Annotated in this window: 14 protein-coding genes; 5 read left to right on the top strand and 9 right to left on the bottom strand. The window is 60.3% G+C overall.

Annotated features, from left to right (window positions below; all coding sequences use genetic code 11):
* Positions 1-596: 596 nt before the first annotated feature.
* Both metJ and DVJ77_RS16945 read left to right on the top strand, forming a co-directional pair.
* Complete coding sequence (metJ, locus tag DVJ77_RS21710) at positions 597-1,145, top strand: met regulon transcriptional regulator MetJ (RefSeq protein ID WP_114846691.1); 549 nt, start codon at positions 597-599, stop codon at positions 1,143-1,145.
* Positions 1,146-1,483: 338 nt separating this feature from the next.
* Positions 1,484-2,518, top strand: a complete 1,035-nt coding sequence (locus tag DVJ77_RS16945; protein WP_114846690.1) for an energy transducer TonB — start codon at positions 1,484-1,486, stop codon at positions 2,516-2,518.
* A 134-nt stretch (positions 2,519-2,652) separates the two neighbouring features.
* Here the strand turns inward: DVJ77_RS16945 and DVJ77_RS16940 are convergent, their stop codons facing one another.
* The gene (locus DVJ77_RS16940; RefSeq protein WP_114846689.1) at positions 2,653-3,963 is read right to left on the bottom strand and encodes a serine hydrolase domain-containing protein; all 1,311 of its coding nucleotides are present in this window, start codon (positions 3,961-3,963) and stop codon (positions 2,653-2,655) included.
* 227 nt (positions 3,964-4,190) lie between these two features.
* Here DVJ77_RS16940 and DVJ77_RS16935 point away from each other — a divergent pair, with 227 nt between their 5' ends.
* On the top strand, positions 4,191-5,444 hold the full coding sequence (locus DVJ77_RS16935; RefSeq protein ID WP_114846749.1) for an NTP/NDP exchange transporter: 1,254 nt from the start codon (positions 4,191-4,193) through the stop codon (positions 5,442-5,444).
* Positions 5,445-5,502: 58 nt separating this feature from the next.
* On the opposite strand, the gene DVJ77_RS16930 is transcribed toward DVJ77_RS16935, so the two are convergent.
* The 3 genes from DVJ77_RS16930 to mtgA form a co-directional block, all read right to left on the bottom strand.
* On the bottom strand, positions 5,503-5,931 hold the full coding sequence (locus tag DVJ77_RS16930) for a CBS domain-containing protein (RefSeq protein ID WP_114846688.1): 429 nt from the start codon (positions 5,929-5,931) through the stop codon (positions 5,503-5,505).
* 111 nt (positions 5,932-6,042) lie between these two features.
* Entirely contained in the window at positions 6,043-6,981 is a 939-nt protein-coding gene (locus DVJ77_RS16925; protein WP_114846687.1) for a glycosyltransferase family 2 protein, read from the bottom strand.
* Positions 6,982-7,062: 81 nt separating this feature from the next.
* A complete protein-coding gene (gene mtgA / locus DVJ77_RS16920) occupies positions 7,063-7,797 on the bottom strand; it encodes a monofunctional biosynthetic peptidoglycan transglycosylase (RefSeq protein WP_114846686.1) in 735 nt (244 codons plus the stop codon).
* Between the two features lie 287 nt (positions 7,798-8,084).
* Between mtgA and hslO the strand changes: the two genes are divergently transcribed.
* Complete coding sequence (gene hslO / locus DVJ77_RS16915) at positions 8,085-8,984, top strand: Hsp33 family molecular chaperone HslO (RefSeq protein WP_114846685.1); 900 nt, start codon at positions 8,085-8,087, stop codon at positions 8,982-8,984.
* Between the two features lie 17 nt (positions 8,985-9,001).
* Here hslO and DVJ77_RS16910 read toward each other — a convergent pair whose 3' ends face one another.
* Entirely contained in the window at positions 9,002-11,899 is a 2,898-nt protein-coding gene (locus DVJ77_RS16910; protein WP_114846684.1) for a bifunctional diguanylate cyclase/phosphodiesterase, read from the bottom strand.
* A gap of 259 nt (positions 11,900-12,158) precedes the next feature.
* Here DVJ77_RS16910 and DVJ77_RS16905 point away from each other — a divergent pair, with 259 nt between their 5' ends.
* Positions 12,159-13,073 carry a hypothetical protein gene (locus DVJ77_RS16905; RefSeq protein WP_114846683.1) on the top strand — a complete coding sequence of 305 codons (915 nt, stop codon included), beginning with the start codon at positions 12,159-12,161 and terminating at the stop codon, positions 13,071-13,073.
* Positions 13,074-13,154: 81 nt separating this feature from the next.
* On the opposite strand, the gene DVJ77_RS16900 is transcribed toward DVJ77_RS16905, so the two are convergent.
* From DVJ77_RS16900 to DVJ77_RS16885, 4 genes are all read right to left on the bottom strand, one after another.
* Positions 13,155-14,075, bottom strand: a complete 921-nt coding sequence (locus DVJ77_RS16900; RefSeq protein ID WP_114846682.1) for a DUF4097 family beta strand repeat-containing protein — start codon at positions 14,073-14,075, stop codon at positions 13,155-13,157.
* 18 nt (positions 14,076-14,093) lie between these two features.
* The gene (locus DVJ77_RS16895) at positions 14,094-14,540 is read right to left on the bottom strand and encodes a hypothetical protein (RefSeq protein ID WP_114846681.1); all 447 of its coding nucleotides are present in this window, start codon (positions 14,538-14,540) and stop codon (positions 14,094-14,096) included.
* Positions 14,537-15,085: an RNA polymerase sigma factor gene (locus DVJ77_RS16890; RefSeq protein WP_114846680.1), complete on the bottom strand. Its 549-nt coding sequence runs from the start codon at positions 15,083-15,085 to the stop codon at positions 14,537-14,539. Before DVJ77_RS16890 ends, DVJ77_RS16895 begins: the two co-directional genes overlap by 4 nt.
* A gap of 139 nt (positions 15,086-15,224) precedes the next feature.
* Complete coding sequence (locus DVJ77_RS16885) at positions 15,225-17,009, bottom strand: phosphoenolpyruvate carboxykinase (GTP) (RefSeq protein ID WP_114846679.1); 1,785 nt, start codon at positions 17,007-17,009, stop codon at positions 15,225-15,227.
* Between the last annotated feature and the right edge of the window lie 65 nt (positions 17,010-17,074).

The raw sequence follows: 17,074 nt of genomic DNA, 5'->3' as shown, positions 1-17,074 counted from the left end.
CGCATCCATCGTTGGTTCGATGGTCTGCCATGGCAGACGTGGCGAAACGCTTCGGGACGTCGCCGATTACGAAGTCATTCGCCTATGCGCGACGTCTCTGTGAGGCTGACGAAGTGGAAGATTCTTGCCATGTTTGTGCCCGGCGAGGACCGCTCCGAGTGCGAGGCGCTTTGCTCGATGATGTCGTCGAAGGACTCGTTGAGTTGAGCTTGGAGCACTTTTTGCTCGCCTTGAGGCGCTCGCCAGGCAGATTCCAGTTGAGTTCTGTTCATCCGCCAAAAGTCGTGCAAGGCCTTGGTTTTTCGCCATTCGTTCGATGATGCGCGGCGCGAAGTTCGGTGTTGCTTTTGTTTTGCATGGATTGCATTAAAAGCCTTTTTTTAAGTGCTTTTAATGAAGTTATTACTTTTGACGCAAGAATTTATTTGGTGGTATAGCCGTCCAGACTAAAGCTGCGGTGAGGGCTTGTGGTCCAGTGGTCCGGCGACCTCGCCGACATCAAGGATGGTGAAACTTACTGATTTCATGGCTAAAATCAATTGACAGTAGAATTCTTCAGGAATAGCTTTCGCTTCAGATCACGGGGAACGGGTGTTATGGCGTCATCTAAATTCATCAAACCTTACGTTGAGCACGGTGAAAAAGCCGGCGCGGTACGCAAGGTCACAGTATCAATTCCGCTGCATGTACTGCGGCTTCTTTCTGACGAGCGCACCCGCCGTCAAGTGAATAATCTTCGGCACGCCACCAACAGCGATCTGCTGGTTGAGGCGTTCCTGCACGCTTTTACTGGGCAACCACTGCCAACTGATGAGGAGCTGAGACGAACTATGGCCACTGCCAAGAAAGCCACTGCCAAGAAACCGGCCGCCAAAAAGGCCGCCAAGAAAACTGTTGCGAAGAAGGCTGCTGCGAAGCGGTCGGTCGCCAAAAAGCCAGTCGCCAAGAAGCCGGCGGCTAAAAAGGCTGTCAAGAAAGCAGCCGTAAAGAAGGTTGCTGCCAAGAAGAAGCCTGCTGCCGCGAAGAAAGCCGCGGTCAAGAAGGTTGCAGTCAAGAAAGTAACTGCGAAGAAAGCCGTCAAAAAGGTGGCGAAGAAAGCCGCTGCTGCCAAAGTGGTCAAGGCCACCAAGGCTTCCAAGAAGTAAGCTCGACTTACTACTTAAAACGATTAGATGTACCGATTTCTCTCCCTGCGGTGCCCAGCGCAGGGAGGGCACTTCGAAAGCGATTCGTCCCGGCTTGCCGGGACGCTTCGTTTCTGGAGGCAGGTCACCAGTGAATTTGAGCCTGAGTGCGCCGTCTCGCCTGACCCGATACCTACTCCAGCCCGGCATCCCATATTGTGAAGTTACGTGCGATTTGCCGTAGTGCCCCTTTGCGGGTACCTTTTGCACATCCGCGCCGCGAGAGCCTGGGGAGGTTCTCGCTCCTGGATTTACAGGGGGAAAAAGCGCGGGTATCTGGCGCCACTCAGCGAGAGACCATGGATACCCGAAACATCCGTCATGCGCGTAGTTACGCGCGGGGGGCCGTACGGCCCGTTGCCATCGCCATCGTCGCGGTTATAGGTTTGCTTGCCGCCGCGGCATGGTTTCTTATCATCAAACCACACCAAGACCTGGTCATGACTGATGCCGGTGGACACCCGTCCACGCCGGTAACGGCCGACCGGGTAGCGGCGCCAGCGCCGGCTAACGTCGCGGCGATGAGTCTCAATCAGTTGCTTGCCGAAGCCCGTAAGGCGATGAACGAGCAGCGTCTGCTGGCCCCGGCCGGGAACAACGCGTTCGAGTTCTATCTGAAAGCCCTGGAGAAGCAGCCGGGCAATCAAGTAGCCGCGGATGCTTTGCGTGAGACCTTTCCTTTCGGCGCCAACTCGGCCGAGCAGGCGGTCAACCAGCGCGATTTTGCCGAGGCACAGCGGCAGATCGATTTGCTCGCCAAGGCCGATCCGGCGAACTACACGTTGACCATTCTGCGTTCCAAGCTGGACGCGCAGCGCAAGCTGCTGGATCGCGAGCAGCAACTGGCCTCCGACAAGGAAAAGCAACAGCAGTTGGCTGCGCAGAAGGCTGTTACGGACAAGGCAGCTTCCGACAAACAGGCAGCGGAACAGCAGAAGACCCTGCTGGCGGAGCAGCAACAGAAAGCTCAGCAAGCGCGTGCCGCTCAACAGCAGCAGGCCGAGGCGCGTCAACCGACGAGTACCGCGGCGGCTACCGACGAGGCCGCCGCCGGGGGCGCACAGACTCGTGCGGCCGTGCTGGTGAAGAACTCTCCGCCGCGTTATCCGACGTCAGCCATGCGCTCTAGCCAGGAGGGCTGGGTGGAGGTCAATTTCACCATCTCCGCTGATGGCAATGTCGGTGACGTGAAGGTGATTGATGCGCAGCCGCGCCACGTGTTTGATCGCGCTGCGATCGATGCCGTCAGCCGCTGGAAGTATCAGCCGGCGCTGCAAAATGGCACGCCGATTTCATCAGAGCGGCATCAGCGCATCGAGTTCAAGCTCAATTGACGGGTGATGCGCGGGAGCGCCCCGGACTCAGTCCGGGGCTAGCTCAGCGTAGAAGGAAGCCGACGATGCGCGGGTGCCATGACGTCAAGGCACGCGGGTCGGTTCTGGTGTATCGATAGGTCTTAGCGCCGCCCTTATCGGCGGCGTTTTCCTTTGTTCTTTGCCTTGCTTTTGCCCTTGCCCTTCGTCTTGACGGGGGCGGCCTTGGCAACCGGTTCGCTTTCAAGCTCTGCCCAATCGACATGCGGCAGCCCCAGCAGGCTGTCGAACACCATCGGCATCAAGCCCGAAGGTACCGGGCCTGCCGAATTCCACATCGTCACTACGCCAGCGTGGTATTTGGGAAAGAAGCCGATCATGGTGCGGTAGCCATCGACGGCGCCGGCATGAAAGATCAGTGTTTCGCCGCCGTATTCGAATACGCGCCAGCCCAGCGCATAGTGTGCATCGCTGAGGCGCTCGCGCCGCCAGGGTGTGGAGCGCAGCTCGACCGGGGTGGCTACCTCCGATGTATGCAAGGTATCGAGCAGGGTCTGCGGCAGCACATCAGGGCGTCCACCCATTTGGGCGACCAGCCATTGCTCCATGTCACGCAGGCTGGCATTGACGCCGGCGGCGGGGGCGACGCGGTAGTAGCTTTCATTCGGCTCGAACGGTGTCCAGTTGCCTGCGCCGGCGGCGCGGTGCGGTCGTGCCCAGCTCTTGCTCGACTCCAGCGCATCGCGGCCGTAGCTGGCGGTCTTCATGCCCAGCGGAAAGAAAATACGCTTGTCGACCAGGCGGTAAAAGAAATCGCCGGTCTGTGCATAAACCACATCGCCGATCAGGCTGAAGGCGATGTTCTGATAGCCGTAGCACTGACCTACGCCGCAGGTCATATTGACCTCGTCGAGCTTACGTACCAGCTCCTCGTAGGAAATATTGCCTTCGAGCATGTTGTCGTAGGTGTTGCGTGGCAGACCCAGGCGCTGCCCAAGGATGTCGCGAACGGTGGCCTGATTGGCCGCCTGCTCATCTTTGAGTTTGAAAAACGGCAGTACGTCGGTCAGCTTGGTATCCCAGCCAAATTTGCCGTCGCTTATCAGGACACCGGTCAGCGCCGTGGCGAACGCCTTGGACAAGGAGGCGAGGCGAAACACCGTGTCTGGTGTCACCGGTTCACGTGTCGCGGCGTTGGCATAGCCCAGCGTGTGCTCAAAGACGATTTTGTCGTCGATCACCACGGCCGTAGCAAGACCGGCAACAGCATGGCGCTGTTCAAGCCGATCAAGCCATTGCTGGTAGGCCTCTAGAGTAGCTTTCACGCGCTCCGGCGGCAGCTTCTGGCTGGCGGTGGCGGCGTGCTGTGCGGCGGGTTCGACGGTGGTTGGCGCATGAGCGAACGCCGGGGCACTGGACAGGCCAAGTGCGCCAGCGATCAACAGAAAAAAAGTGCGAAACGGCATGAGGCTCTGAATATGCTTTGGCGTGGCAACGCGCTATGGGCTAAGTGCTTGGATAGACTCGAACACGCGGGAATGGTTCGGCTTGATTGTCTTGTACTTCGCGCCCCGCTACAACGAAAGGATGACGCCAGCCGCATGCTAGTCTTGCCGCGCCCTACGCAGGGTATACGCGGATACGACTGGTGAGCAGCCCCCGAGATGCCGTAGCGGATCAAAAAACTGCCCCGATCCTGTCTGCGCTGGCTTTTTTCTTTGTGATGACGGCCTATTACATCATTCGGCCGGTACGCGATCAGCTCAGCGGCGCGGTCGGCTCGCAGTCGCTGCCGTTGTTCTACGCCGCCGTGTTCGGGGTGATGCTATTGCTGACACCGGTGTTTGGCATGCTGGTGGCGCGCTTCCAGCGCAAACGGCTGCTCGGCTGGAGCTATAGCTTCTTTGTTTTGTGCCTGATCGCCTTTGTGCCGGCCTTCATGGCGCAGGAGCGTATTGGGCCACGCGCGCTGGGTGTGGTGTTTTATGTCTGGGTCAGCGTGTTCAATCTGTTTGTCGTGTCGCTGTTCTGGAGCTTCATGGCGGACATCTTCAACAGTGTGCAGGCGAGGCGGGTATTTCCACTGATTGCGCTAGGCGGCGCGGCCGGAGCCATCTTCGGTCCGGCGATGGCCAGGCTGCTGGTGGGGATCATTGGCGTGGCGCCGTTGCTGGTGCTGTCGGCGACAGCCTTGCTGCTGGCGCTTGGATTGCTATTACGACTATCGGAGCGGCACGATCATATAGCGGGTAGTGGCGAGCCTGTAGGAGGCTCGCTATGGGCGGGTGTCAAGGAGCTCTGGTCGCGCCCGTTTTTACGTTACATGGCGATCTTGATGTTGCTTGGCGATGGCATCGGTACGTTGGCCTATGTCTTGGTAGCCGACTATGCCAAAGCGCATTTCATCGATGGCGTCGCGCGGACGGCGTTCTTCAGCGATCTGGATTTGGTCACCAACATTCTCGTTGCAGCGCTGCAATTAAGTCTGACGCGCTGGCTGTTGATACGTCACGGCGCGGTTTGGGGGCTGGTGGTGCCGACTTTGGTTAACGTGGCCTTGCTGCTGGTCGTGGCTTGGCTCGGTACTGGTCAAGTGGCTTTGTTCGGAGTCGCCGTGCCTATGCTGGCAGTGATGCTGGTGGGGTCGCGTGGCTTTGCCTACGGTATGACCAAGCCAGCGATAGATTCGCTGTATACGCGGGTGCCGCGCGAAGCACGTTACAAAGGCAAGAATTTCATCGAGACCGCCGTCTGGCGCTTCGGCGATGTGGTGGTGACCAGTGGGGTGAGCTTGCTCGGCAAGCTGGGCGTAGCGGCCGCCAGTATCGCGCTGATCGGTGCTGGAATTTCCGCAGTGGCCGTGTGGGTGTCACGGTGTGCAGGTAGATCGCCCGATCTGCTACCCGAGCCGGTCAATGCCCAAAGCGACGAGCGGCGAGAGCGCTAGGCCGAGCTATGACTCGCTTGCCTGCCGCGCGACGTGTCCAGGGCTCCATCCCCGGCGCTTAGCTGGCGATATAGCGCTGCAAATGCTCGATTTCTTCAGCTTGGGCATCGATTACCGCTTTCACCAGGTCACCGATCGAGATCACGCCAATAACCGCCTCTCCCCGTACCACCGGCAAATGGCGGACGCGGCTGTTCGTACATAGCCGCATGCAGTCGAATACGTCAGTGTCCGGGGTGACCGTCAGTGGCGGGCTGCTCATGATCTCCGAGACCGTGGTCTGTGCTGAAGAGCGGCCCTGCAAGATGACTTTACGCGCGTAGTCGCGTTCGGAAACGATGCCTACCAGCCGTTCTCCGCGCATGACGAGCAGTGCGCCGACGCGATGTTCGGCCATGTGCTTGATAGCCTCCAGCACCGGCGCTTCCGGTGCGATGGCATAGATCTGGCTTCCCTTGCTTTCTAGTAGATGCTTGACCTGGCGCATGCTTAGCCTCCCTATCGGCCGCGAGCCGGCCGCGTAAAGCCGAGTTTAGCGCCGCTGAGTCTGCCCGGTGTAGCAAGGATGTGAAGTCTGTCCCGATGCCGATGCGGCGGTTTAGTTTTGGCGCTGCGGCGAATGCTGCTTATCCACGAAGTACAGCGGCCGCTGCTTGCTTTCGGTGTAGTTGCGGCCGAGATACTCGCCAATGACGCCCAGTGCCAGTAGCTGCACGCCGCCAAGAAACAAAATCACCAGCATCAGGGTGGGGTAGCCACGCACGGCGTCGCCGTAGAGCAATGACTTGGCCAGAACCCACATGCCGTACAGAAAGGCCAGCCCGGCTGAGAGCAGGCCTATCCAGGTGGCCAGTCGCAGTGGTGCGCTGGAGAAGGAGGTGATTCCTTCGATGGCCAACTGAGTCAGCCGCCAATAATTCCATTTTGTAACCCCGGCCTTGCGCGGGTCACGTTGATAGTGCACGGCGGTTTGCCGGTAGCCGATCCAGGTAAACAGGCCTTTCATAAAACGTTGGCGTTCTCGTAGCTGGCCAAGTGCATCGAGTGCGCGCCGCGAGAGCAGGCGGAAGTCGCCGGTATCGCGCGGTATCGCGGTGTCCGACAGTCGCTCCATGCTGCGGTAGAACATCGCCGCGGTGAAACGTTTGAAGCCGGTTTCGCCTTCGCGGACGGTTCGCGTGGCGTAGACCACGTCGTAGCCTGCTTGCCATTGCTCAATCAGTTTGGGGATCAGCTCGGGCGGGTCTTGTAGATCGGCGTCGATTACGACGGCGGCTCCGGCGACGATCTGGTCCAGGCCGGCAGTCAGTGCGGCCTCCTTGCCGAAATTACGTGAAAGTTTGAGCGCGCCTGTGCGGGAATCGCCGGCAACCAATGACTCGATAATCGCCCAAGTGGCATCACTGCTGCCATCGTCGACGTAGAGCACGTGGCACTCTATCGATATGCCGTCCAGCACGGCGGCCAATCGCTGATGGAAGGTCTCCAGCACGGCAGCTTCGTTGTAAGCGGGGACGACGACCGTGAGTTGTGGCATGAGCGCTATCTGGAAAAGGGTCGCAAGATCCTAGTGCATCAGACCTACGCGTACATGACGAAGCGATGGTCGTGTTTAACGCTACCGCTGCAGACGTGGCGCCTGATGGATCTGCAGATAGCCGGGGCCGCCTAGTTGCTGCATCTGCTGCTGAATCCAGTTGGCGCGACTGAGCACATAAGCGCTGGGCCGATCGGCGCGAAAGCGCCGTGGGCTCGGCAAGACGGCGGCGAGCCGGGCTGCCTGGCTCGGACTAAGGCGGGCAGGGGGTGTGTCCAGATAAGCATCGCTGGCGGCGCCCACGCCATAAACGCCATCGCCCAGCTCGGCGATGTTCATGTACACCTCAAGAATGCGTTGCTTGGGCCAAGTCAGTTCGAGCAGCACGGTGAAATACGCTTCCAGACCCTTGCGTACAAAGCTGCGGCCGTTCCATAAAAATAGGTTTTTCGCTGTTTGCTGGCTGATCGTGCTGGCGCCGCGCAGGCGCTTGCCATCATCGGCGGCGTCGAGCGCATCCTGGATCGCATCGACGTCGAAACCATGGTGGAACGGAAATTTCTGATCTTCGCCGGCCACCATCGCCAACGGCACATAAGGCGAAACCTGCGCCCACGGCACCCAGCGATGGCGTAGCCGGAAATTCGGCTCGTTTCGCAGCCAGGCACTCACCTGACGCTCTACGATCACCGCCGAAGTCCATGGCGGGACAAAGCGCAGCACCAGCACGAGCAGCCAACTTAACGCTAGCCAGGACAAGGCCAGGATGGCGAATGATCGCAGTAGACGAGTAAGCAGTGAGCGTCGTTGGGACATAACTGAACGTGGCTGGAGATCACGGGAGTATATAGGTCCGTTCGCATGGGCCTGATCGGGTCATGGCGCGGCCAAACGGTCATGCGGTGCCGACAGCGGAGCCAACTGCCAGATTGGTTGGCTCGCCGTGCCCGGCCGTACGCCGACATGCGCTCCCTCGATCTTTCCTGGCCCAGGTGCATACAATTCCCGGCGCGTGGGCTGCTTAGAGATCTGAGCAGGCTCTAAGGTTGCATGGGGGCTAAGGCGGCCCCATTTTGTGCGCCTGGTTCAGATGAGGTCTAAACGTGGAAACCGTGTTTGTCGAAGACGTGCTGCATCGATTCTTGCTGGAGCGCGCCGGTGTGCGCGGTGTTCTGGTTCGGCTGGGGGCGGCATGGCGTGAAATTGCCGGCCGCGCGGACTACCCAGCAGCGCTGCGCGCGATGCTGGGTCAAAGTCTGGCTGCCAGTGCCTTGCTTACCGGCAACATCAAACTTGATGGCGCGTTGTCGGTGGAGCTGAAAAGCACGGGCGCCTTGCGCCTGCTGTTTACCGAATGCACCGATCAAGGTCGGTTGCGTGGCTTGGCCCGTTGGAACGATCCGCTGCCGGAGTCCCTCTCATTGAGCGCTCTGCCACAGGCGGTCATGGCGATTACGATCGGTCAGATCGAGCGCGGTCAACGTTATCAGGGCCTGGTCGATCTGCAGCATGCGGATATCGCCAGTGCGCTGGAAAATTATTTCAGCCAATCGGAGCAGTTGCCGGCCAAAATTCTGCTTGCCGCCGATGGCGAGCACGCCGTCGGTTTAATCTTGCAGAAGCTGCCAAGCGAGGGTGGTCATGATGCCGTGGAGGACGAGGATGCCTGGACGCGTATCCAGTACCTCACGGCCACGCTAGGCACGGAAGAGCTACTGGCTACCGCGCCCGAGCAGTTGCTGTACCGGCTCTATCACGAGGAATCGATACGCCTGTTCGAGCCGCGATCGCTGGCTTTCGGCTGCAGTTGCTCGCGCGAACGGGTGGAGTCGATGTTGCGATCGCTGGGGCGCGACGAAGTAGAGGCTACTTTGCTGGCCCGTGACGGTGAAATCGAAGTGATCTGCGAGTTTTGTGCGCAGCGTTATACCTTTGACCGTATCGATGCCGAGCACCTGCTGAGCAGTAGCCACAAGGCAGATACACCGACGACGGCACAGTAAATAACGCTGCCGGGCCGTCAAGGCATGGTGTGTTGCTGACCCTGCAGCCAGGCGTCAGCAGCCTTTGGCACGGCAAACAGAAAACCTTGACCGTAGCGGCAGCCCACTTGCAGTAGAGCCTGCCGTTGCGTTTCCTCTTCGATGCCTTCGGCGATCACTTGCATCTCCAGCGAGTCAGCCAGTACCTGGATAGCCCGCACGACGGCCATGCCCTGGCCGCTTTCGCGCTGAAGCTCGGTAATGAACGAGCGGTCGATTTTCAGCGTACCGATCGGGTATTGATGCAGGTAGCTGAGCGAGGAGTAGCCGGTACCGAAGTCGTCCAGTGCGATGCCGACTCCGTTTTCGCGTAGATGGCTGAGTATTCGTTTGACCTGGTTGGGATTCTCCAGCAATGCGCGCTCGGTTACTTCGATACGCAAGCGTTGCGGCGGCAAGTTATGCGCGCGCAGTAGATCGAGCAGGCGCTTGTCCAAGTCAGGCGAGCGGAAGTGGCGGCCTGAGACGTTGATGCTGACGAAGCCGTCCGTGCCGGCCAAGGCCGCGGCTTGTGCGCACACCTGCTCAAAGATCTGCCAGTCAATATTTTCAGCGCAGCCGTTCTCCTCGGCGACCACCAGGAATTCGCTCGGGGTGAGCAGGCCTCGCTCAGGGTGGCGCCAGCGCAGCAGGGCTTCGTAACCGACGGTGCGGCCGTCCTCCAGCGCTACGATCGGTTGATAAAACGGCACGAACTCGTTGCGGCCGAGCGCGCGGCGTAAGTCGCCCTCCATTTCCAGCAGCGACAGCGCTTCTCGACGCAGGCGATCATCAAATACCGCGGCGCGATGGCGACCTTCGTCTTTGGCGCGATACATGGCCGCGTCGGCATCGCGCAGCAGCTCTTCGGGGCGCTGATAGTGCAGGCCGGGCAAGGCGATGCCGATCGAGGCCGACGTGAAAATTTCTTTGGCGCCGAGCCGGAACGGGGCTTGCAGTTCGTGGATGATGCGTTCGGCGATCAGCATGGCCATCCGCGCATCGGTAACGCCCTCGGCAAGCACGGCGAATTCATCGCCGCCGAGCCGGGCAACCACGTCACGGGTTTTCAGGCAGGCGCGAATGCGGCCACCGACCTGGAATAACAGATCGTCGCCAACCAGATGACCCACCGAATCGTTGATGACCTTGAAGCGATCCAGGTCGATGAACAGTACGGCGAACAACTCATGCGCGCTGCTGTGAAAGCGCTGCAAGGCCTGCTCAAGCCGTTGCAATAACAGCGTGCGGTTGGGCAGGCCGGTGAGCGAGTCATGCAGTGTTTCGTATTTCAGCCGGCGCTCGACACGTTCGCGTTCGGCAATCTGTTCACGCAAATCGCGATTGGCTAAAGCCAGCGCCCGAGTGCGCTCAGTGACCCGGCGTTCGAGGTTGGCATAGGCCTGCTTCAACGACTCGGCGGTGTGCTTGCGTTGCAGCGCGTTGGCGACGTGGTAGCCGACGAAGGTCAGCAGCTCCTGATCGCGCTGGTCGTAGGTGTGTTCGGGGGAATAGCTTTGCACGGCCAGCACGCCCATAGCGCGCTCGTTCCAGATCAGAGGTACGCCCAGCCAGCAGACCGAGCGGGCGCCGAATTGGCCGATTTCGCCGATTTTGCACAGCCGCTCGATTTCATGTGGATCGGCCAGTAGTGGCTTGGCATGCCGCAGTACGTACTCGCTGGCGCCCCGGCCGTGCGTGCGTGGAGGCCGTGCGGCCTCCTGCTCATCCACCGAGTAGGGAAAGGTCAGTTGCTTGCGCTCGTCGTCGAGCAAGGCGATGAAGAAGTTGCGCGCATACAGCAGGCCACCGATCACCCGGTGCACGGCGGCGTAGAAGTTGTCCAGGCTTTCCGTCGCATTGGCCAGCTCGGCAATACGAAACAGTGCCGCCTGCAGTCGTTCGCCGCGTTGGCGTTGCAGCACCTGTTGGCGCAATACCCGATTGGCTTCGCGCAGCGCGGCGGTGCGGTTGGCGACGCGGCGTTCGAGTTCCGCATGTGCTTCGCGTCGCTCCAGCGCGGTTTGAACGTGCTGCGCAACGTAACTGAGCAGCTCGCGGTCATGCTGGGTGTAGTGGGTGTCCGCGCGATAGCTTTGAATCGCCAGGCCGCCGACTACACGGCCTTCGCGCAACAACGGCACCCCCAACCAGTGCTCGCAACTGGGGCCGACCGGCGCGAGGCGGTTGCCTAGCTGCTGTTTCAACTCGTCCACCGAGCCCATGATCGCCTGGCCGCCGCGCACCAGATGCCAGGTCAGGCTGTTTCGCATCTGCTGCAAGGGAAAGCTCTGCTCGGGCGATGGCGGATCCTTATCCATCGTGTCGACGTAATACGGAAAACGTACGCAGTCACCGGCCACGTCGTACAGCGCGATATAGAAATTCTCGGCGTACATGAGGCTGCCCAAGATCGTATGCAGCGAAGGCATCATCTCGGTCATGTTGTGCTCGCCACCGGCCTGCTCGGCGATGGCATACAGCGCGCGCTGCAGTCGTTCAGCCAGGGCCAGGCGCGAGATCGCCTCGTACAGCCGCGATGTTTCCGCTAGCTGGCGCAATCGGGTGTTGGCCAACCGGCCCAGCCAGATCAGTCGCTCCTGCAGCATGGGGGGCAGCGGATCGTTCGATAGCTCCAGCACCAGCATCCGCGGCCCGAGCGGATCTTCGGCCAGATCGAGTCGGTTCGGGCTGCCGATATCGGTCACTTCATCGCTGGACCAGTGCCACTGGAGCTTTCCATGGATGCCGAAGCCTGTCAGCAAGGCCTCACAGATTTCGAGCACCGTGGTGGCGTCGGTGGCCCGAAACAGCCGTTCTACGGCAGCATGAAGCGCCGCTGGGTCGTTATCCACGGCAGTAGGTATCAGAGCGATGCCGCTGGGCACGGAACTCATCGGAAGCTGACCAGTCCATGCGTAGTCGATGAAGTGACCTTATATAGAGTCAAACCGGCCTTGTCGTTGACCTTACGCACGTAAAGCCGATGTTGTGATCGAGATATAAACATGCCCTTGTACTAGTTCCAGGGTGGCTGGTGAACCTTGTGCATACCCGTTGTTAGTAAAAAGTAAAATGTGCTAATATTTTGCACAGTCTCGACTCTGAGGGGAGCGAGACTAGAGCTATTACCAGCCGGAATCCATAACTGACGCCATGCGCCGATTGCTGCTTTCATTGCCGATCCTGTTTATGCCGCTCATTGCGGCAGGGCAGTCGTCGACCAATGATATGCACGGGGCTGCCAAGCGGTCGCTGAAACAGCAGGTAGATCAAGTTGTTCAGGTTGACGCGGGTGCCTTGCCGTTATGGCGTGGGGCCGATGGCAGCATGCTGACGCTCAAGGCCGAGAACGACACCTTGGCGGCGATCCAGCGCAGCGATGCGCCGATGGTTTTCCGCGCGGCGGATGCCGCCAAAACCAGGTCCACCGACCTGGAATACGGCTTGAGCCAAGGGCTCCGGGCCCATGCCGGGTTCAGCGAGCATAGCTGGATCAATAACCGGGTACCGCGTGTGATCGGCAGCGAAGTGGGTGCTACCTACAGTGGCAGCGGCTATAGCATCGGGCTTAGCGTCGGCGCCAATGGCACGCCCAATAGCGCCACTTTGCCGCGTCTGTTGCCGGGCATGGCGCCGAGCGTCAATGGTTTGTCCAGCTTCGATAGCAGTACCCAGCTCAATGCTCGTGGCCGGTTGGCATTGGACAGCAAGAGCGGCATCGATGTTGGCGCCAGTGTCGGTCGTATACGGCTGCTGTCGGGCAATGTGCTCGGTCTCAGTACGCTCGATCAAAAGGCCTTGAGCTTTGGTGTGGATCGCGGCCCTTTGCGGGGCACCATTGTGGGTCGCAGCATGCAGCCCGATGCGGGTAATCCCGGCGCCAGCTATAGCCCGGACAAGCGTTGGAGAAGTATCGATCTGGGTGTGACATGGCGCCTGCCATGGCAGGGCGAGCTAAGCATCGGTGCGCAGAACGTGTGGTCGTCCGGCACCGGAGTGAACACCCCGGCAGGCCCGGAGCCGGATCAATCCCGTACGCCTTACGTGCAGTACCACCAAGACCTTTGATGGGGCGGCGCGCTCCATGCGCGCTTAGACGGCTATTACAGCTCACCTATAAGGCGATGCCGCTTACAAAAAGCCGGCCTCTCATTCCCCTTTGCGTATACGTAGATCGCCGCTGAAGGTCTCGACGCTGATCTTGCCGTTGCCGCCGCCGGCGCTGGTCTCCAGTTCGGTGCCTGGGCCGTGTTCGAGCTTTTTCGGGGTGCCGAAGTCGCTGCGCAGATCGCCACTGAAGCTGTTGGCGTGAATCGCGGCCGAGAGACTGTCAGGCAACTGCAATTGCACATCGCCGCTCATGCTGTCGATACTGACGTTGCCGCTGGGAGCCAGGGCGCCGGTGAGTACGACATCACCCGATACCGTGCTGAGATTGACCCGCTTCCACGGCCCGCCATTCACTCGAATACGTCCCGATACCGTCTGCAATTCGGCATCGCTGCCCACGGTGGGCGCCAGAATGTCGCCACTGACGGTTTGCAGTGAAACGCGTTCGGCGCGGCCAGCCAGTTCCAGGTTGCCGCTGACGCTGTTTACGGTCAGCGATGGTGTGCGTGCGTTGATACGAACCTTGCCGCTGACTGAGCTCACCTTGATATCGCCACCGTCGATACCGTCGATACCCAGTGGCGCGCTGACCACTTCGACATCGAGCGAGGCTCCTTTGGGTACGCGAAGGTCCAGCGTGCTCGATGCCATGGCGGTGTCGTTGTTCCAATTAAACCAGCCCGATTTACTGCCCTGTGGCTGAACCTTGATGACCAGATTGCTGTTGCTGCCATCGATGGTCAGTGGCCTTGCGCCATCGCCAAGATGGCCGCTGACCTGCACCTGATTGCGATCCCAGGCGGTAACGCTCACGGTGCCTTTGATATTGGTGATGCTCACGCGCACGTTGGGTGCGGCGTCATGACTGAGATTGATCGGTGCGTCGGCCAGCGCCGAGCCGATGGACAGGCTGAGCAGGATGGGGCTAAGCAAAAGAGTGTGACGACGGGTGATTTTCATAATGAAGATTCCAAGGGCTTAGCCGGCCTGATGTTCCATATGGCGTAATTGCAATTGCTGTTGTTCGGTACGGGCGAGCAAGCGTTGCAGGGCAACCGAGTCCGGTGACTGTTGCATGGCTTGCTGCAATTCCATTTTTGCGGCGTCGAGTTGAATCGCTGCACCGGCCAGGCGGGGGTCGGTAGGTTTCCAGCGGGTGCTATCGAGGGTTGTGTCGGCTAGCGTCGCCGCCGTTTGCGCCGGCTGTTCGCGATAAAGCTGCCGGCTTATGCCGCCAACGAGTAGAACAAGGCCGGCGAAGCTGGCCGCGAGTAGCCAGACATGTCGCTGTGGCACACGGCGAGGTGTGCTTTGTACAGACGGGGTGTCATCCAGTTCGGCGTCGATCCGCGACCACAGGTCGCGCTTGGGGGAGACTGGCTCGCGCAAGGCGCGCATCTGGCGGTGCCATTCAAATTCGTTCATGAGCTTTCTCCCAATACCTTTCGCAGCAGGCCGCGCGCACGATGCAGTGCAGCCTTTGACGATCCCACCGCCATGCCTAGTTCTTTGCCGATCTCGTCGTGATGCCAGCCTTCGACGTCATGCAGCACGAGTACGGCGCGGGCACGAGGCGGCAAACGGCCGATCGCTTGTTCCAGCTCTTTTCGCTCGGCGGCGCAAAACGGTGTTTCAGCATGCTCGGGCAGGTCATCCTCATCCATCATGCGGACCGGGTCGGCGCCGCGCGCACGGATGTCCATCAGCGCGACGTTGACCGCGAGTCGGTACAGCCATGTGCTGAAGGCGCTTTCATGGCGAAAACCGGCAAGCTTTTGCCAGGCGCGTACAAATGCGTCCTGGGTCAGATCTTCGGCGCGTGCATGGTCGTAGCCGGACAAGCGGTAGACCGCGCCATAAATACGATCCACATGCAGTCGATAGAGCCGTTGGAACGCCTGCCGGTCACCGGCGGCGGCCGCCCGCACATCGTCCATATCGCTGGTATCTGCGGCGGGCGCAGGTGGCATTGCATTTCCAGTGGCGGGACTGAAGGCGATCATCTTGCCAGCTTGGATGCACCGATGCTGGACAAGGTTTAGTACGTATCTACATGTCGCCATTCGGAGCGGCCGGCATACACCGTGGCCGCTCCGAATGTCATCGACTTCAGGACGTGGCGGCAACCTGACGGCTTGCCGTGGCGGCCTGTGCAAGCGCGCTGGCTACGCGCTGTTGCTCGACATGCAACGATTTAGGCAGGCGCTTGCCGAAGCTGTGCAGATAGTCGCCGATAGCGGCAAGCTCGGTCTGCCAGCCGGCGTGGTCCACGTCGAGCAGCTCGCCGAGGGTCGCGGCATCGAGATTCAACCCGGTGGTGCGCAACTCGTTTGGCGCCGGGACAATGCCGATCGGTGTTTCCATGCCGGCCGCATCGCCCTTGATGCGCGCGATCATCCATTCCAGTACGCGCAGGTTGTCGCCAAAACCCGGCCATAGGAACTTGCCGTCGCGGCCTTTGCGGAACCAGTTGACGTGGAAGATCTTCGGCAAGTGGGCGCCGGCTTGATCGAACGACTGCCAATGCGCGAAGTAGTCGCCATAGTGGTAGCCGCAGAAGGGCTTCATGGCCATCGAATCGCGACGCAGTACGCCGACTTCGCCGGTGGCGGCAGCGGTGGTTTCCGAGCCCATCGCGGCGCCTAGCAGCACGCCGTGCGTCCAGTCGCGGGCTTCGAGTACCAGCGGCACCAGCGAGGGGCGGCGACCGCCGAAAACGATGGCGCTGATCGGCACGCCTTGGGCGTCTTCCGCCTTGGGCGACCAGGTGGGGCATTGTTTGGCGCTCACCGTGAAACGCGAATTAGGGTGGGCGGCCGGACCGTTCGCTGGATCGTACGGACGTCCCCGCCAGTCAGTGACCGGAGTGCCGGGCAGGCCTTCCCACCAGGGTTGGTTGTCGGCAGTTACCGCGACATTGGTAAAGATGGTGTCGCGGGACACACTGGCCAACGCGTTGGCATTCGTCGCGGCGCTGGTGCCTGGAGCTACGCCGAAGAAACCGGCCTCCGGGTTGATGGCGTAAAGACGGCCGTCGCTGCCCGGACGCATCCAGCAAATGTCGTCGCCAATCGTCCATACCTTCCAGCCGTCCTGGCGATACCCTTCCGGCGGAATCAGCATGGCCAGATTGGTTTTGCCGCAGGCAGAAGGGAAGGCGGCGGCGACGTAGTGCGTTTCGCCCTGTGGATTTTCGATACCGACAATCAGCATGTGCTCGGCCAGCCAGCCTTCGGATCTGGCCTGCCAGCTAGCGATGCGCAGGGCGTGGCACTTCTTGCCCAATAAGGCGTTGCCGCCATAGCCCGAACCGTAGGACTTGATCGAAAGCTCTTCCGGGAAATGCATGATGAAACGGCGTTCCGGGTCCAGCTCGCCGGTCGAGTGCAGGCCTTTCACGAAGCCGCCTTCGCGCTCGATACGTGTTTGTGCGGCGGCGCCCATGCGGGTCATCGTGCGCATATTGGCTACGACATAGGGGCTATCGGTGATTTCCACGCCGCAACGCGCCAATGGCGAGTCGATCGGACCCATGCAATAGGGGATCACGTACATCGTGCGGCCCTGCATACAGCCGTCGAAAAGTGCGTCGATCTTGCCGTGCGCTTCGTTGGGGGCCATCCAATGATTGTTCGGGCCGGCGTCTTCTTCGGTCTGGGTGCAGACGAAGGTGAGGTGCTCTACGCGGGCCACATCGGCGTGGTTCGAACGGTGCAGATAGCAGCCGGGGTGGGTCTGTTGATTCAGCTCGATCAGGTCGCCGGTCTGCAGCATCTGCTGCACCAGCGCTTGGTACTCGTCATCCGAGCCGTCGCACCAATGGATATGCGACGGGCGGGTGAGCTTGGCAACCTCGTCAACCCAGCGCTCAAGCGCCTCCAGCTTGCTCGCCATGTGTTTCCCTCTGGTCTTGTGTCAAAAAAGAACAGAAACGGTAGTTTACGAGCACTGGCATTGCA

Source organism: Dyella tabacisoli, from assembly GCF_003350925.1.
GTDB classification, from domain to species: Bacteria; Pseudomonadota; Gammaproteobacteria; order Xanthomonadales; family Rhodanobacteraceae; genus Dyella_C; species Dyella_C tabacisoli.
This window is presented reverse-complemented; position numbering and strand designations above follow the sequence as displayed.

Bases quoted from the DNA above. Each gene is read 5' to 3' on its own strand.
- DVJ77_RS16945 (WP_114846690.1), top strand. From the start codon at position 1,484: ATGGATACCCGAAACATCCGTCATGCGCGTAGTTACGCGCGGGGGGCC.
- DVJ77_RS16900 (WP_114846682.1), bottom strand. From the start codon at position 14,075: ATGAAAATCACCCGTCGTCACACTCTTTTGCTTAGCCCCATCCTGCTC.
- mtgA (WP_114846686.1), bottom strand. From the start codon at position 7,797: ATGTCCCAACGACGCTCACTGCTTACTCGTCTACTGCGATCATTCGCC.
- DVJ77_RS16905 (WP_114846683.1), top strand. From the start codon at position 12,159: ATGCGCCGATTGCTGCTTTCATTGCCGATCCTGTTTATGCCGCTCATT.
- DVJ77_RS16890 (WP_114846680.1), bottom strand. From the start codon at position 15,085: ATGCCACCTGCGCCCGCCGCAGATACCAGCGATATGGACGATGTGCGG.
- DVJ77_RS16925 (WP_114846687.1), bottom strand. From the start codon at position 6,981: ATGCCACAACTCACGGTCGTCGTCCCCGCTTACAACGAAGCTGCCGTG.
- DVJ77_RS16910 (WP_114846684.1), bottom strand. From the start codon at position 11,899: ATGAGTTCCGTGCCCAGCGGCATCGCTCTGATACCTACTGCCGTGGAT.
- DVJ77_RS16940 (WP_114846689.1), bottom strand. From the start codon at position 3,963: ATGCCGTTTCGCACTTTTTTTCTGTTGATCGCTGGCGCACTTGGCCTG.
- DVJ77_RS16895 (WP_114846681.1), bottom strand. From the start codon at position 14,540: ATGAACGAATTTGAATGGCACCGCCAGATGCGCGCCTTGCGCGAGCCA.
- metJ (WP_114846691.1), top strand. From the start codon at position 597: ATGGCGTCATCTAAATTCATCAAACCTTACGTTGAGCACGGTGAAAAA.
- DVJ77_RS16885 (WP_114846679.1), bottom strand. From the start codon at position 17,009: ATGGCGAGCAAGCTGGAGGCGCTTGAGCGCTGGGTTGACGAGGTTGCC.
- DVJ77_RS16930 (WP_114846688.1), bottom strand. From the start codon at position 5,931: ATGCGCCAGGTCAAGCATCTACTAGAAAGCAAGGGAAGCCAGATCTAT.